Genomic DNA, 13422 nt, shown 5'->3' with positions numbered 1-13422 from the left:
GTGACACCAAGCACCACGAAGGTGACGGAGCTGGCCGAGCTGGTCGCCGGGGGACGGGTGGCCGTGCTCAGCGGGGCAGGGCTGTCCACCGAGTCGGGCATCCCCGACTACCGGGGCCCGACAGGCCGGGCCAGGCGCGCCGAGCCGATGACGTACCAGCGCTTCGTCGGCAGCGCAGAGGCCCGGCAGCGGTACTGGGCGCGCAGCCACGTCGGCTGGCGGCAGATCGGCGCGGCCAGACCCAACGCCGGGCACCGCGCCGTCGCCGAGCTGGAGCGGCACGGGCTGCTGGCCGGCATCGTCACCCAGAACGTGGACGGCCTGCACCAGGCGGCCGGCGCCCAGCGCGTCATCGAGCTGCACGGCGGCCTCGACCGCGTCGTCTGCCTGTCGTGCAGGGAGCGCACCCCGCGCGCCGAGCTGGAGCGCCGACTGCGCGAGGCGAACCCGTCGTGGGAGGCGACCAGCGGCCAGATCAACCCCGACGGCGACGCCGTGCTCACCGACGAGCAGGTTTCCGGGTTCCGGGTGGTCGGGTGCGCGGGCTGCGGCGGGGTGCTCAAGCCGGACGTGGTGTTCTTCGGCGAGAACGTGCCCAGGCCGCGCGTGGACGAGTGCTTCGCCGTCGTGGGCGGGGCGCGGGCGCTGCTCGTGCTCGGGTCGTCGCTGGCGATCAAGTCGGGGCTGCGGTTCGTGACGAAGGCCGCCTCGCTCGGCCTCCCCATCGCCATCGTCAACCAGGGGCCGACCGGGGGAGACGCCGACGCCACGCTCACCCTGGACGCGCCACTCGGGCCCACGCTCGCCGACCTGGCCGCCCAGTTCACCACGGCCTGCTGAGGCGGCAGGACCGGCTGCGCAGGCGGCTTCACACGGCCGTTCGAGGCTACTTCGCGTGGCCGGTCTGAGGCTGTCTCGCACGGCCGGTCTGAGGCGGCGGGCGCACTCTCGTGCGCAGGGCAGAATGGAGCCCATGCCTCCTCGTGCCTGCCTGTGCGGCCTGCCCGCCCCCTACCAGGACTGCTGCGGCCGATTCCACCGCGGCGAGGCCGCCGCCGCCACCGCCGAGCAGCTCATGCGCTCCCGGTTCAGCGCGTTCGGCGTGGGCGACGAGGCGTACCTGCTGCGTACCTGGCACCCCGCCGCCCGCCCGCCGCGGCTCGACCTGGACAAGCGGGTGAAATGGGTGCGGCTGGAGGTGCTGGAGAGCACCGGGGGCAGCGTCGTGCACACCGAGGGCACCGTCCGCTTCCGCGCCCACTACGTGGAGCGCGGCAAGGCGGGCGAGATGGAGGAGAACAGCAGGTTCGTCCGCCTCGACGGCCGCTGGGTCTACGCCGGGACGAAGGACGGCTGAGCCGCCCCTCCTCACTCGACGCAGTGCGTCAGCGTCCGGACGGTCTTGGTGATCCGGTAGTCGTGGTCGATGGTGACGACGGCGTTCCCGGGGCCCCAGTCGATGTTCTCGCAGGTGTCCTCGGAGCTGACGGCGCCGAAGTCCCACGCCTCATGCACGATCTTGTTCCCTGAGACCTTCCACTTCGGCCCGGCATGCCATTTCAGGAGAAGGCTGTAATTGCCGCCGGCCACGAGATTGTCGGACACGGTCACCGCGCTGAGATTCTTGTCCACCAGGTTGATCGGGTCGGAATGCTCGGGCGCCTGCCGCTGGTCGATGGTGTTGTGGTCGAACACCAGCCCGCTGCAGACGATCTTCCCGGGGCAGTAGGCCTGGATGCCGTCGGAGTGGCTGGTCGGCGGGCCGCACAGCTTCACGTACGAGTCGCGGACGACGATGTTCCTGCCCGACATGCGGAACCCGTCGTCGAACCCGCGCACGCTGATGCGCTCCGCCTTGAAGTTCTTCTCGCCGACGGCCTGGTTGATGACGCAGCCGCTGGGCGGGCCCACCGTGGAGTCGGTGATGGTGAACGAGCCGCCCGTCTCCCAGTTGGTGATCAGGCCGTCGATCTGGCTGTTCCTGATGACGACGTCATTGGCGGTGATGATGAGGTCGCCGGTGATGTGCTGCCCGTCGATGACCTGGCCCTGTTTGGCGGCGGTGACGTTGCCCTTGACGGTCGTGAGTTTGGTGCCGGGAGGGACGCCGGTGCAGGACAGGTTGGGGTGACGCGGGAGGTCACAGTCGGCCCTGCCGGTGGGCGACGGCGTCGGGGTGATGGTCGGCGTCACGGACGGGGTCGGGGTGACGGTGGGTGTCACGGACGGAGTCGGCGTGACCGTCGGCGTGGCGGTGGGCGTGGGCGTGGGCGTGCGGGTCGGCGTGGGCGTCGGGCTCGTCGTCGGAGTGGGGGAGGGCGAGGTGGTCGCCGGTTGGAAGGTCACGTCGACCAGATAGTTGTGCCGTCCCGCACTCGCTCTCGTGGGAAAAGCACTGGAATCGTAGACGTACACCCCATTGCGCGACTGCGCGCGCAACGATTCGGTACGCGGAGAATTGCGCGTGAAGTAACCCGGTACGACGGCGTAACGCCCGTCCGCGCTGAAATACGACACCGTGTAGGTCCTGCCGGGCGAGAGCGCGACCGTCTTGGGCAGCCGCGCCTCCTGCCAGCCCTGGCTGCTCTCCACGGTGAACGATGCCTTGGCCAGGCGGTTCCCCCGGTCGTCCCAGAGGCTGGCGGTGTGGCCGTCCGAGCTCCTGGGGTGCTTGTAGAAACGCAGGGCCGACACGGACCCCGCCCGGGAGGTCGTGAAGCGCATGCCCAGCTCCACCGGGCGCCGGGCGTTCGACAGCCGCGGCGACAGCGAGCCGGAGGCGGCCCAGAAGCTCTCCTCCGCCGTGCCCGTGCCGGGCAGCGCCGCGGCCGGGTCGATGATCGCGAGCCCTCCCGCCAGCAGGCCCGCCACGAGCGCGGCCAGGCCCGTCCGCCGCAGGCGGAGCCTTACGCGCCGCGGCGCTTTCTGATCGACGTGCAGTGACCCGTTCACGAGCGAGCCTCCATGGGCAGGCAACACGCACCGGATTTCCCCCGACCGAGAATCGCGCCCATCGTGCCATGCGGCGTCAGACGCTCGCGGTGCTTATCGCTATTCATGAGGAAAATGGGCCGTAAACGGACGGCGCTAAAACCCCGATTATCTTTCGGCCGCAGTCACGGCTTGCGGGCGACCGCTCCCACGAAGGTGTGGTACGTAATGCCGGGCTCTGCCTGGTCACCGGAGCCGGGACGCCATTCCGGCAGCGGCACCAGACCGGGCTCCAGCAGGTCCAGCCCGTCGAAATAGGTCATGATCTCCTCGCGGGTGCGCCAGCGGCCCGTCCCGAGCGTCTCGTTGAAGATCTTCTCGGCCGCGAACGCCTGCTTCGACACCTCCGGATAGGCCAGGCCCGGGTTGTGGAAGTGGGAGACGGCCAGGTAGCTGCCCCGCGCCAGGCGGTCCACCATGCGGGCGGTGATGGCGGCCGGGTGCTCGTCGTCGGTCAGGTGGTGCAGGATGGCGAACATCAGCAGGCCCACCGGGCGGTCGAAGTCGATGAGCCGGCGCACCTCCGGGTCGTCGATGATGCCGTCCGGGTCGCGCAGGTCGGCCCCCACGACCGTGCTGTGCTCGTCCACGACGAGCAGGGCGCGGCCGTGCACCAGGACGATCGGGTCGTTGTCCACATAGACCACCCGGGTGCCGGGGGCGGCCGACTGGGCGATCTCGTGCACGTTGCCCTGCGTGGGCAGGCCCGAGCCGATGTCCAGGAACTGGCGGATTCCCGCCTCCGCGGCCAGGTGCCTGACCACCCGCTTCAGGAACTCGCGGTTGGCGCGGGCGGCCTCGGGGGCGTCCGGGGCGATCTCCAGGGCGCGCTGGGCCATTTGGCGGTCGGCTTCGTAGTTGTCCTTGCCGCCGAGCATGAAATCGTAGACGCGGGAGACGTTGGGCCTGGTCGTGTCGACCCCGTAGGGTGCCCGCTCCTGCCCGTTCTCGGCCACTCTGGGCTCCTTCGGGTGCGGAAACTCAGGCGATCGTACTACTGCCGGTATACGGAAATTTCCGAAAAGTCGCGCAATTGCCCCACCGCCCGCAACCCACCGCGGCCCGCCACCCGCCCGCCGCCCGGCTGAACGCCCCCGCCCGCCTGAGCGCCCGCCTCCGGCACACGCTAGCCGGTTGGTTGTCGGGCGCCGGGCGCCGAGCGATGGGTGCTGTGCCGAGGGCGAGGCGCTGGGTGCCGGATGCCGGGTGCCAGGTGACGGGTGACGGGTGACGGGTGACGGGTGACGGGTGACGGGTGCTGGGTGACGGATGCCGGGTGCTGGGGTGACGGGTGACGGGTGCGGGTCAGGCTGACTCGCGGATCACCAGCTCCGTAGGCAGTATCACCGGCTCCACGTGCCCCGCCCCGTCGATGAGCGCCAGCAGCAGCCGCAACGTCTCCTGCGCCATCTCGGCCAGCGGCTGGCGGATGGTGGTGAGCGGCGGATGGGTGGAGACGGCCACCGAGGAGTCGTCGAAGCCCCCCACCGCCACGTCGTCCGGCACCCGCCGCCCCGCCGCGCGCAGGGCCGCGAGGGCGCCGGCCGCCATGAGGTCGGAGGCGACGAAGACGGCGTCGAGGTCGGGGGCGCGTTCCAGCAGCTCCGTCATGGCCCGCTCGCCGCTGGCCTGCGTCCAGTCGCCGTGGGCGATGAGCCGTTGGGTGGCCTTGCGGCCGAGGACGTCGGCGAAGCCTTCGAGGCGCTGGATGCCGCCGGGCGTGTCCATCGGGCCGGTGATCATGGCGATGCGCCGGCGGCCGAGGCCGACGAAGTACTCGGTCATCTGGCGGGCGCCGAGCCGGTCGTCGGCGGCGGCGTACGGGATGACGGTCTCGCGCCCGATGACGGCGCCGCAGGAGACGGCGGGCGGGCCGCCGCCGAGCGCGTCGAGCAGCGGGTCGCCCGCGTGCGTGGAGACGAGCAGCACCCCGTCGGCGTGGCCGCCGCGCACGTAGCGCACCACCCGCTCCCTGTCGCCCTCGTCACCGGCCATCATCATGACGAGTGACAGGTCGCGCTCGGCGAGCATCCTGATGGCGACGCGGATGAGGGTGCTGTAGTTGGGGTCCTCGAACAGCTTCTCGTGCGGCTCCGACAGGACCATGACGACCGATCCCGTACGCTGCGTGACCAGGCTGCGGGCGGCGCGGTTGACGACGTACCCGGTCTCGGAGATGGCCCTCTCGATGGCCACGCGCGCCGCCGGGCTCACGTACTTGTCCCCGTTGAGCAGGCGGGAGACCGTGCCGCGGGAGACCCCCGCGGCGGCGGCGACGTCGTGGATCGTTGGGCGTTTCATTTGACCGCTCCCGAGGACAGATCGGTCTTCCAGTATCGCTGCATCGTGAGGAAGAGCGCGATCAAGGGCACGATCGACAGGAAGGCGCCGGTCAGGATCAGGTTGTAGAGGGCGGGCTGGTTCGCGCCCGCGGCCAGCAGGGTGTAGAGGCCGACCGTGAGCGGGAACTTGCCGTCGTCGCCGAGCATGATGAACGGCAGCAGGAAGTTGTTCCAGATCGCCACGAACTGGAACAGGAAGATCGTCACCATGCCCGGCACCATCAGCGGCATCGCCACCCGCGACATCAGCCCGAACTCGCCGGCGCCGTCGATGCGGCCCGCCTCCAGCAGGGAGTCCGGGATGGCCGCTGCGGCGTAGACGCGGGCCAGGTAGATGCTGTACGGGTGCAGGATCTGCGGCAGCAGCACGGCCCAGTAGCTGTCGGCCAGGCCGATCCTGGAGAAGAGCAGGTACTGCGGGATGGCCAGCACCACGGCGGGCACCAGGATGCCGCCGATGAGCAGGCTGAAGATGAGGTCCCGGCCGGGGAAGCGGTATTTCGCCAGCGTGTAGCCGGAGACCGCGGAGACGGCGGTGGACAGCAGCGCGCCGCCGCCCGCGTAGACGAGCGTGTTGCCCGCCCACAGCCAGAACACGCCGTCGCGGTAGGCGAACAGCTCGGTGACGTTGTCGAGGAAGCCGGTGCCGAAGGAGAGGGTGGCGGTGCTGAACAGCTCGCCCGGTGACTTGGTGGCCGCGATCAGCACCCAGCAGACCGGGAACAGGCAGTAGACGGCGCCGATCAGCAGGAGGGCGGTGGGGACGGCGCCGGTCGGGCGCCCGGCGCCCACCAGGCGGCGGTGGCGGCGGGAGGTGGTGGCGGTGGCCGTGGTCATCGGCCCTCCCATGAGGTGCGGGGCATGACCGTCAGCCCTCTCTGAAGGCGTGGTGGCGGACCACGCGCAGGAATCCGAACGACAGGACGAGTGAGATCGCGGCGATGACGATCGAGGTGGCGGCGGCCGAGTACAGGTCGCCGGTGACGAACGCGTCGCGGTAGACCTTCATCAGCGGGCTCCACGTGGAGCTGATGGTGTTGGTCAGCGGGCGCAGCGTGGTGGGCTCGGTGAAGACCTGGATCGTCGCGATGATGGAGAACACAGTGGTCAGCACGATCGCCGGAGCCAGGATCGGGATCTTGACCCGGACGGCGATCTGGAACTCCGAGGCGCCGTCGAGCCGCGCGGCCTCGTACAGGTCGCGGGGGATGGCCCGCAGCGTGGTGTAGAGCACGAGCATGTTGAAGCCGACCCCGCCCCACACCGCCACGTTCGCCATGGAGTACGTGACGGTGGTCGCCCCCAGGAAGTCGACGTCCAGGACGTCCCTGATCGGGCTGAGCGAGGGCAGGTAGAGGAAGCCCCACAGCAGGGTGGCCGCCACGCCCGGCACCGCGTACGGCAGGAAGATCGCGATCCGCGAGAAGCGGGCCAGCCGCACCCGCGCCGAGTCGAGCATCAGCGCGAACAGCAAGGCCAGCCCCAGCATGACGACGAGCACCAGCGCCCCGTACCCGAGCACGCGCGCCCAGCCGCTCCACAGCTCGGCGTCGGCCAGGGCGGCGGCGAAGTTGTCGAACCCGACGTAGACCTCCCGCCGCGCGCCCCTGCCCAGCCCCAGCCCCGACACCTTGGTACGGCGCATCGCCAGGTAGACGGTGTAGCCGATGGGCACCGCGAGGAACAGCGTGAACAGCACGATCGCGGGGCTCAGGAACAGGTACGGCCACACCCGCTGCGAGGGCTTCATGAGGCGATCGTGAAGCCGGACTTGCGCATGTCGGCGACCGTGGCGTCCTGCATGCCCTGCACGGCGCCGGTGAACGGGGTCTTGTTCTGCAGCGCCTTGTCGAAGCCGTCCTTGAAGGCGTTGTAGGTGACGCCGACGTTCGGCCCGAAGGTGAAGCCGCGGGCGCCGGCGGAGACGGCGGCGGCCTGCTGCCAGAAGTCGGGCTGGTTGGCGAAGTACTCGGGCGGCGCGCCGAGCGCCGACTGGGCCTTGGTGGCGGCCGGGTAGATGGCGGCCTCGCTGACCAGCAGGCCGGTGGCGGCCGGGTCGGTGTTGAGCCAGGTGGCGAACTGCGCGGCGGCGGCCTTGTTCGGCGTCTTGGCGGACACGGCGGTGGACGAGCCGCCCCAGAACCCGCTGTAGTTCTCTCCGGCGTTCCACTGCGGCAGCGGCGCGACGGCCCACTTGCCCTTGGCCTTGGGCGCGTTGCTGGACAGCACGCCGGGCGCCCACACCGCGGACGGCCAGGTCAGCAGCTTGCCGTCGTTGAGCGCCTTGTTCCACTCGGGGGTGAAGTACGGCATGTCGTCGATGGCGCCCTCCTTGACGAGGGCGTCCCAGTAGTCGGCGACCTTCTTGGTGGGCTCGTCGGCGATGTTCACCTTCCACGACTCGCCGCTGATCGCCCACCACTGCGCGCCGGCCTGCTGGGCGAGGCCTGTGAACGCTCCCGGGTCCTTGCTGGAGAACGTGCCGAGGTAGGCCTTCGGGTCCTTCTTCCTGAGGGCGCGGGCCGCCTCGCCGTACTCCTGCCAGGTCTTGGGGACAGCGAGGCCGTGCTTGTCGAACAGGTCCTGGCGGTAGAAGAGCATCATCGGGCCGCTGTCCTGCGGGATGCCGTAGACGGCCTCGGTGCCCAGCGTCACCAGGCCCCACAGGCCCTCGGAGAACTCGCCCTTGATCGAGGCCGTCTCGGCCTTGAGGTCGGCGACCGCGTCGGCGGCGATGAACGAGGGCAGGTGCTGGTACTCGGCCTGGACCAGGTCCGGAGGGTTGCCGGCCTTGGCCGCGGTGAGGAACTTGGCGGCGGCGTCGTCGCCGCCGGCCTGCTTGCTGACCGTCACCTGGATGTCGGGGTGCGCCTTGTTCCAGACCTCGACGATCTTGTCCATGTTGGGGGCCCAGGTCCAGTAGGTGAGCTTGACCGGGCCCTGCGGGGAGGCGGCTGGGCTCTGCGCCGCCTCGGGGCTCTGGGCTGGCTCGCTGGAGCCGCAGCTCGCGAGGGTGGCCGTGAGTGCGAAGGCCAGGGCTGCTCCAAGGCGGTTGGCGCGCATTGCGTACCTCCAGAGGGTTCTGTGAACGTGCACAGAGTGAAGCAGTGCCGAAACGGCCGTCAAGGGGTCGTTACGTTCTCGTTAAAGTCCTGCAAGAAGATGAAATTTGGGGATAACTGTTCCCCTCGGGCCGCTGTGCGGCTTACTGTGCACGTTCACAGAAGCTTTCAAGGGGGATGGATGTATCCGGAGCGTCCTGCCGGGATCGCCTATGGCGGCGACTACAACCCGGAGCAGTGGCCGCGCGAGGTCCTGGAAGAGGACGTGGCCCTCATGCGCGAGGCCGGGGTGAACCTGGTCAGCCTGGGCCTGTTCTCGTGGGCGCTGATGGAGCCGGCGGAGGGGCGTTTCACGTTCGGCTGGCTAGACGAGATCATCGACCGGCTGCACGCCGGCGGCGTCGCGGTGGACCTGGCCACGCCGACCGCCGCGCCGCCCGCCTGGTTCGTGGCCCGTCATCCCGACGTGCTGCCGGTGACCAGGGAGGGCGTGCGGATCGGGTTCGGCGGCAGGCAGAGCGCCTGCTCCAGCGCCCCGGCCTTCCGCGAGGCGACCGCGCGGCTGGTGCGGGCGCTGGGCGAGCACTACAGGGGCCATCCCGCCGTGGTCATGTGGCACGTGCACAACGAGTACGGCGCGCCGCTCGGCGAGTGCTACTGCGAGCACAGCGTGGCGGCCTGGCGCACCTGGCTCCGCCAGACATATCGCGACATTTCCGCTCTTAACGACGCCTGGGGCGCCACGTTCTGGGGCCAGACCTACACCGACTGGTCCGAGATCGACGCCCCCCGCGCCAACCACACCGCCGTCAACCCCGCCCAGCGCCTCGACTACGCCCGCTTCAGCGACGGCCAGCACCGCGAGCACTACGCGCTGCAACGCGACATCCTGCGCGAGCTGACCCCCGGCATCCCGGTCACCACCAACTTCGCGGGCACCGTCAACTGCAAGTCCACCGACCTGTGGCAGTGGGCCCGCGAGCTGGACGTGATCGCCAACGACCACTACCTCCAGGCCGAGCGGCCCGACAACCACATCGACCTGGCCATGTCCGCCGATCTGGCGCGGTCGGTGGCGGGCGGCGCGCCGTGGATGCTGATGGAACACTCGGCGGGCGCCGTCAACTGGCAGCCGCGCAACCTGGCCAAACGCCCCGGCGAGATGCGCCGCAACAGCCTCGCGCACGTCGCCAGAGGCTCGGACAGCGTGCTGTTCTTCCAGTTCAGGGCCTCGCGGTTCGGCGCGGAGAAGTTCCACTCCGGGATGGTGCCGCACGCCGGGACCGGCTCCGAGCAGTGGCGCGAGGTGGTGCGGCTCGGCGCCGACCTGCGCAAGCTCGCCGGCCTGCGGGGCAGCCGGGTGCGGGCGGAGGTGGCGATCGCCTGGGACTGGGAGTCGTACTGGGCGCTGGAGCTGGACTGGCGGCCGTCGGTGGACCTGACGTTCAGGGAGCGGGTGGACGCCTTCTACGAGGCGCTGTGGCGGGAGCACGTCACGGTGGACTTCGTCCACCCTTCCGCTGATATTTCGGGGTATCGGGTGGTGGTGGCGCCCAGCTCGTACCTGCTGACCGAGGCGTCCGCCAAGAACCTGCACCGGTACGTCGAAGCGGGCGGCCACCTGCTCGTGTCGTACTTCTCCGGCATCGTGGACGAGCACGACACCATCCACCCGGGCGCCCACCCCGGCGCGCTGCGCGAGCTGCTCGGCCTGTCGATCGAGGAGTTCCACCCGCTGCGCGAGCACGAGACGGTGACGCTGACCGGGGGAGAGGTGGCGCGCGTCTGGTCGGAGCGGGTCCGCCCGGCGGCGGCCGTCACGGTCAGGGAGTTCGCCGGGGGCCCCGACGCGGGGCATCCCGCCGTCACCCGCCACGACCTCGGCGCGGGCGCCGCCTGGTACCTGGCCACCGCCCCCGTCACCGGCCTGCGCGAGCTGCTCGTGCAGGTGCTCGACCACGCGGGCGTGTCCCGTCCGCACGGCCTGCCCGACACACTCGAACGGGTGCGCAGAGGCGGCCACGTCTTCCTGATCAACCACGGCGACCAGCCGGTGACGGTCGAGGGGGTGAGCGGCGTGAGCGTGTTCGACGGCGTGCGGCACGACGGGCCGGTCACCGTCCCGGCCGGAGCGGTCGTGGTCGTCGCGGAAACCCCCCAACCCTAGGGAGACCGATGAAACGCATCATCCTCACCACGCTGCTGTTACTCACGGCCCTCGCCGCGCCCGCGCACGCCCAGGCCGGGCCCGGCCGCCTCCAGATCAGGGGCGCGGACGTCTCCAGCCTCGCCAAGTCCGAGGCGCTCGGCGGCGTCTACCGCGACGCGGCCGGGCGCAGGGGCGACGCGCTGCGCATCCTGTCCCAGGCCGGGCTCAACTACATCAGGCTCAAGGTCTGGGTGAACCCCGCCGACGGCTACAACACCAAGGCGCGGGTGCTCCCGGTGGCCAGGCGGGTCAAGGCGCTCGGCATGGGCCTGCTCATCGACTTCCACTACTCCGACACCTGGGCCGACCCGGGCAAGCAGTTCAAGCCCGCCGCGTGGGAGGCGCTGCCGTTCGCGCAGCTCAGGCAGGCCGTGTACGACCACACCTACGACGTGCTCGACGCGCTGCGCGACCAGGGCACCACGGCCGACATGGTGCAGGTCGGCAACGAGATCAACGGCGGCCTGCTCTGGCCGGACGGCTCCAACTCCAACTGGCCGAACACGGCGGCGCTGCTGAACGCCGGGTACGACGCGGTCAAGGCGGTCTCCGGCTCGACCCGGGTCGTGCTGCACCTGGCCAACGGCGGCGACAACGGCCTGTACCGGTGGTGGTTCGACAACGCCAACGCTAACGGGATCCGCTACGACGTGATCGGCCTGTCGTACTACTCCTACTGGCACGGCACGCTGGCGGCCTTCCAGTCCAATCTCAACGACGTCGCCGCCAGGTACGGCAAGCCCGTGGTCGTGGTGGAGACCGCGCACCCGTTCACCACGGCCGACGACGACGGCTGGCCGAACATCATCACCGCCGCCGAGCCGTACCCCGGCTACCCCGCCACGCCGCAGGGGCAGTCGGCGATGCTCGCCAAGGTGGGCGAGATCGTCCGCGCGGTGCCGAACGGGCGCGGCCTCGGCCTGTTCACCTGGGAGGCGACCTGGACGGGCGTGAAGGGCAACGGCTGGGACCCGGCCGACCCGTCGTCGGGCAACGGCTGGGAGAACCAGGCCCTGTTCGACTACGGCGACAGGGCGCTTCCCGCGATGGCGGTGCTCGGCCGCCTCTGACCTGGTGTTCCCGGCGTGTCCCCGGCCCATACGGTAGGGGTATGCGCCTGACCGCCTTCACCGACATCGCACTGCGCATCGTGATGCGCCTGGCCGTGGCGCGGCCGGATGACCTGCTCACCACCCGCGCCGCGGCCGGGATGCTCGCCGTCCCCTACACCCACGCGGCCAAGGCCGTCGCCCGGCTGAGCGAGCTGGGCGTGGTGGAGGCCAGGCGCGGGCGGGGCGGCGGGCTGCAGCTCACCGCGGCCGGGCGGGCCGCGAGCGTGGGGGCGCTGGTGCGGGAGCTGGAGGGTGCGGGTGACGTGGTGGGCTGTGAGGACGACGTGCCCTGCCCGCTGCGGGCGGCCTGCCGGTTGCGGGGCGCGCTGCGGCAGGCGCAGGAGGCGTTCTTCGCCTCGCTCGACGGGGTCACGGTCGCGTCGCTGGTGGACGCGCCGACGGGGCCCGTCCTGCTGTCGTTGACACCCCCCGGAGACAGGGCCGGCACCCCGGGAATTTAATATGAATCTCAGATGCTTATTTAAATGCCCTGTCTGGAGGTTCCCCATGCTGTCCCCCAAGGCCGCGGAGCTCGTCCGCGCCACCCTTCCCGCCGTCGGAGCCGAGCTGGAGACGATCACGGCGCGGTTCTACGACACCATGTTCGCCGACCACCCCGAGCTGCTCGACGGGCTGTTCAACCGCGGCAACCAGCGCAGCGGCGAGCAGCGCAAGGCGCTGGCGGGCGCTGTCGCGGCCTTCGCGGGCGCGCTGCTGAACAGCCCGGGCGAGCGCCCCGACGCGCTGCTGGCGCGCATCGCGCACAAGCACGCCGCGGTGGGCGTGACCGACGACCAGTACGTCATCGTGCACAAGTACCTGTTCGGCGCCATCGCCGAGGTGCTCGGCGAGGCCGTCACGCCCGACGTCGCGGCGGCCTGGGACGAGGTCTACTGGCTGATGGCCGGCGCGCTGATCGCCATGGAGGCCCGCATCTACGCCGAGGCGGGCGCGCGCGACGGCGCGACCTGGCGGCCCTGGCAGGTGGTCGAGCGGCGCGAGGAGACCGCGGACGCGATGTCGCTGGTGCTGCGCCCCGTCGGCGACGACCCCGTGCCGCCGGCCCGCCCCGGCCAGTACGTCAGCGTCCGCGTGACCATGCCCGACGGCGTGCGCCAGCTCCGCCAGTACTCGGTGTCCGGCCACGGCGCGGACGGGCACCGCAGCATCACGGTCAAGCGGGTGCGCGCCGGCGAGCGGCCGGAGGGCGAGGTGTCCACGCTGCTGCACGCCACGGTGCGCGAGGGCGACGAGCTGACCCTGTCGGCGCCGTTCGGCGACGTCGCGCTGGAGGACGGCGACGCGCCGCTCGTCCTGGTCTCGGCGGGCATCGGCTGCACCCCGATCGCCGCGATGCTGCGCCACCTGGCCGACACCGGCTCCGGGCGCAGGGTGCTGGTGCTGCACGCCGACCGTGCCAGGGCCGACCACGCGCTGCGCGAGCAGATGGAGCGCCTCACCGACGCCCTGCCCGGCGGGGAGCGCCTCTTCTGGTACGAGAGCGGCGAGGGCGACCGCGCCGGGCTCATGGACCTGGCGGGGGTCGAGATCCCCGAGGGCGCGATCGTCTACATGTGCGGGCCTGTCGCGTTCATGCGGGCCGCGCGCGCCGGGCTGATCGGGGCCGGGGTCGCGCCGCGCGACATCCACTACGAGGTGTTCGGCCCTGACCTGTGGCTCGCCGCCGCCTGAGGGCATGATGGCCG

At 71.0% G+C, this 13422-nt stretch carries 12 protein-coding genes; 6 read left to right on the top strand and 6 right to left on the bottom strand.

Going from position 1 to position 13422, the window contains the following annotated elements:
* Together ABD331_RS16655 and ABD331_RS16650 are read left to right on the top strand one after the other, a co-directional pair.
* Window positions 1-840 (top strand): NAD-dependent protein deacetylase, encoded by an 840-nt coding sequence (locus ABD331_RS16655; protein WP_344475511.1) that lies wholly within the window; start codon window positions 1-3, stop codon window positions 838-840.
* A gap of 133 nt (window positions 841-973) precedes the next feature.
* Window positions 974-1357, top strand: a complete 384-nt coding sequence (locus tag ABD331_RS16650; RefSeq protein ID WP_344475509.1) for a YchJ family protein — start codon at window positions 974-976, stop codon at window positions 1355-1357.
* A gap of 11 nt (window positions 1358-1368) precedes the next feature.
* Here ABD331_RS16650 and ABD331_RS16645 read toward each other — a convergent pair whose 3' ends face one another.
* The 6 genes from ABD331_RS16645 to ABD331_RS16620 all read right to left on the bottom strand — a co-directional run bounded on the left by ABD331_RS16645 (window position 1369) and on the right by ABD331_RS16620 (window position 8396).
* A complete protein-coding gene (locus tag ABD331_RS16645) occupies window positions 1369-2952 on the bottom strand; it encodes a DUF4082 domain-containing protein (RefSeq protein ID WP_344475507.1) in 1584 nt (527 codons plus the stop codon).
* A 164-nt stretch (window positions 2953-3116) separates the two neighbouring features.
* Window positions 3117-3947: an SAM-dependent methyltransferase gene (locus ABD331_RS16640; RefSeq protein ID WP_344475505.1), complete on the bottom strand. Its 831-nt coding sequence runs from the start codon at window positions 3945-3947 to the stop codon at window positions 3117-3119.
* Window positions 3948-4296: 349 nt separating this feature from the next.
* Entirely contained in the window at window positions 4297-5292 is a 996-nt protein-coding gene (locus ABD331_RS16635) for a LacI family DNA-binding transcriptional regulator (protein WP_344475503.1), read from the bottom strand.
* Complete coding sequence (locus tag ABD331_RS16630) at window positions 5289-6170, bottom strand: carbohydrate ABC transporter permease (protein WP_344475501.1); 882 nt, start codon at window positions 6168-6170, stop codon at window positions 5289-5291. Before ABD331_RS16630 ends, ABD331_RS16635 begins: the two co-directional genes overlap by 4 nt.
* A 31-nt stretch (window positions 6171-6201) precedes the next feature.
* Window positions 6202-7083 carry a carbohydrate ABC transporter permease gene (locus ABD331_RS16625; protein WP_344475499.1) on the bottom strand — a complete coding sequence of 294 codons (882 nt, stop codon included), beginning with the start codon at window positions 7081-7083 and terminating at the stop codon, window positions 6202-6204.
* Window positions 7080-8396, bottom strand: a complete 1317-nt coding sequence (locus ABD331_RS16620) for an ABC transporter substrate-binding protein (RefSeq protein WP_344475497.1) — start codon at window positions 8394-8396, stop codon at window positions 7080-7082. The genes ABD331_RS16625 and ABD331_RS16620 overlap by 4 nt, the downstream gene beginning before the upstream one ends.
* 180 nt (window positions 8397-8576) lie before the next feature.
* On the opposite strand from ABD331_RS16620, the gene ABD331_RS16615 reads away from it, so the two are divergent.
* From ABD331_RS16615 to ABD331_RS16600, 4 genes are read left to right on the top strand one after another with little or no spacing between them, the layout of a single operon-like run.
* Complete coding sequence (locus ABD331_RS16615) at window positions 8577-10562, top strand: beta-galactosidase (RefSeq protein WP_344475495.1); 1986 nt, start codon at window positions 8577-8579, stop codon at window positions 10560-10562.
* A gap of 8 nt (window positions 10563-10570) precedes the next feature.
* A complete protein-coding gene (locus ABD331_RS16610) occupies window positions 10571-11674 on the top strand; it encodes a glycoside hydrolase family 53 protein (protein ID WP_344475493.1) in 1104 nt (367 codons plus the stop codon).
* Between the two features lie 41 nt (window positions 11675-11715).
* On the top strand, window positions 11716-12177 hold the full coding sequence (locus ABD331_RS16605; RefSeq protein ID WP_344475491.1) for an RrF2 family transcriptional regulator: 462 nt from the start codon (window positions 11716-11718) through the stop codon (window positions 12175-12177).
* 46 nt (window positions 12178-12223) lie between these two features.
* Window positions 12224-13408 carry a globin domain-containing protein gene (locus ABD331_RS16600; protein ID WP_344475489.1) on the top strand — a complete coding sequence of 395 codons (1185 nt, stop codon included), beginning with the start codon at window positions 12224-12226 and terminating at the stop codon, window positions 13406-13408.
* Window positions 13409-13422: the final 14 nt, after the last annotated feature.

It is taken from the genome of Nonomuraea monospora, from assembly GCF_039531895.1.
Lineage (GTDB): Bacteria > Actinomycetota > Actinomycetes > Streptosporangiales > Streptosporangiaceae > Nonomuraea > Nonomuraea monospora.
Note: the sequence above shows the minus strand (reverse complement) of the source record. Positions and strands in the feature narration are given on the sequence as shown.

Coding starts and splice junctions, on each gene's coding strand:
- ABD331_RS16650 (WP_344475509.1), top strand. CDS start 974: ATGCCTCCTCGTGCCTGCCTGTGCGGCCTGCCCGCCCCCTACCAGGAC.
- ABD331_RS16635 (WP_344475503.1), bottom strand. CDS start 5,292: ATGAAACGCCCAACGATCCACGACGTCGCCGCCGCCGCGGGGGTCTCC.
- ABD331_RS16630 (WP_344475501.1), bottom strand. CDS start 6,170: ATGACCACGGCCACCGCCACCACCTCCCGCCGCCACCGCCGCCTGGTG.
- ABD331_RS16625 (WP_344475499.1), bottom strand. CDS start 7,083: ATGAAGCCCTCGCAGCGGGTGTGGCCGTACCTGTTCCTGAGCCCCGCG.
- ABD331_RS16620 (WP_344475497.1), bottom strand. CDS start 8,396: ATGCGCGCCAACCGCCTTGGAGCAGCCCTGGCCTTCGCACTCACGGCC.
- ABD331_RS16615 (WP_344475495.1), top strand. CDS start 8,577: ATGTATCCGGAGCGTCCTGCCGGGATCGCCTATGGCGGCGACTACAAC.
- ABD331_RS16610 (WP_344475493.1), top strand. CDS start 10,571: ATGAAACGCATCATCCTCACCACGCTGCTGTTACTCACGGCCCTCGCC.
- ABD331_RS16605 (WP_344475491.1), top strand. CDS start 11,716: ATGCGCCTGACCGCCTTCACCGACATCGCACTGCGCATCGTGATGCGC.
- ABD331_RS16600 (WP_344475489.1), top strand. CDS start 12,224: ATGCTGTCCCCCAAGGCCGCGGAGCTCGTCCGCGCCACCCTTCCCGCC.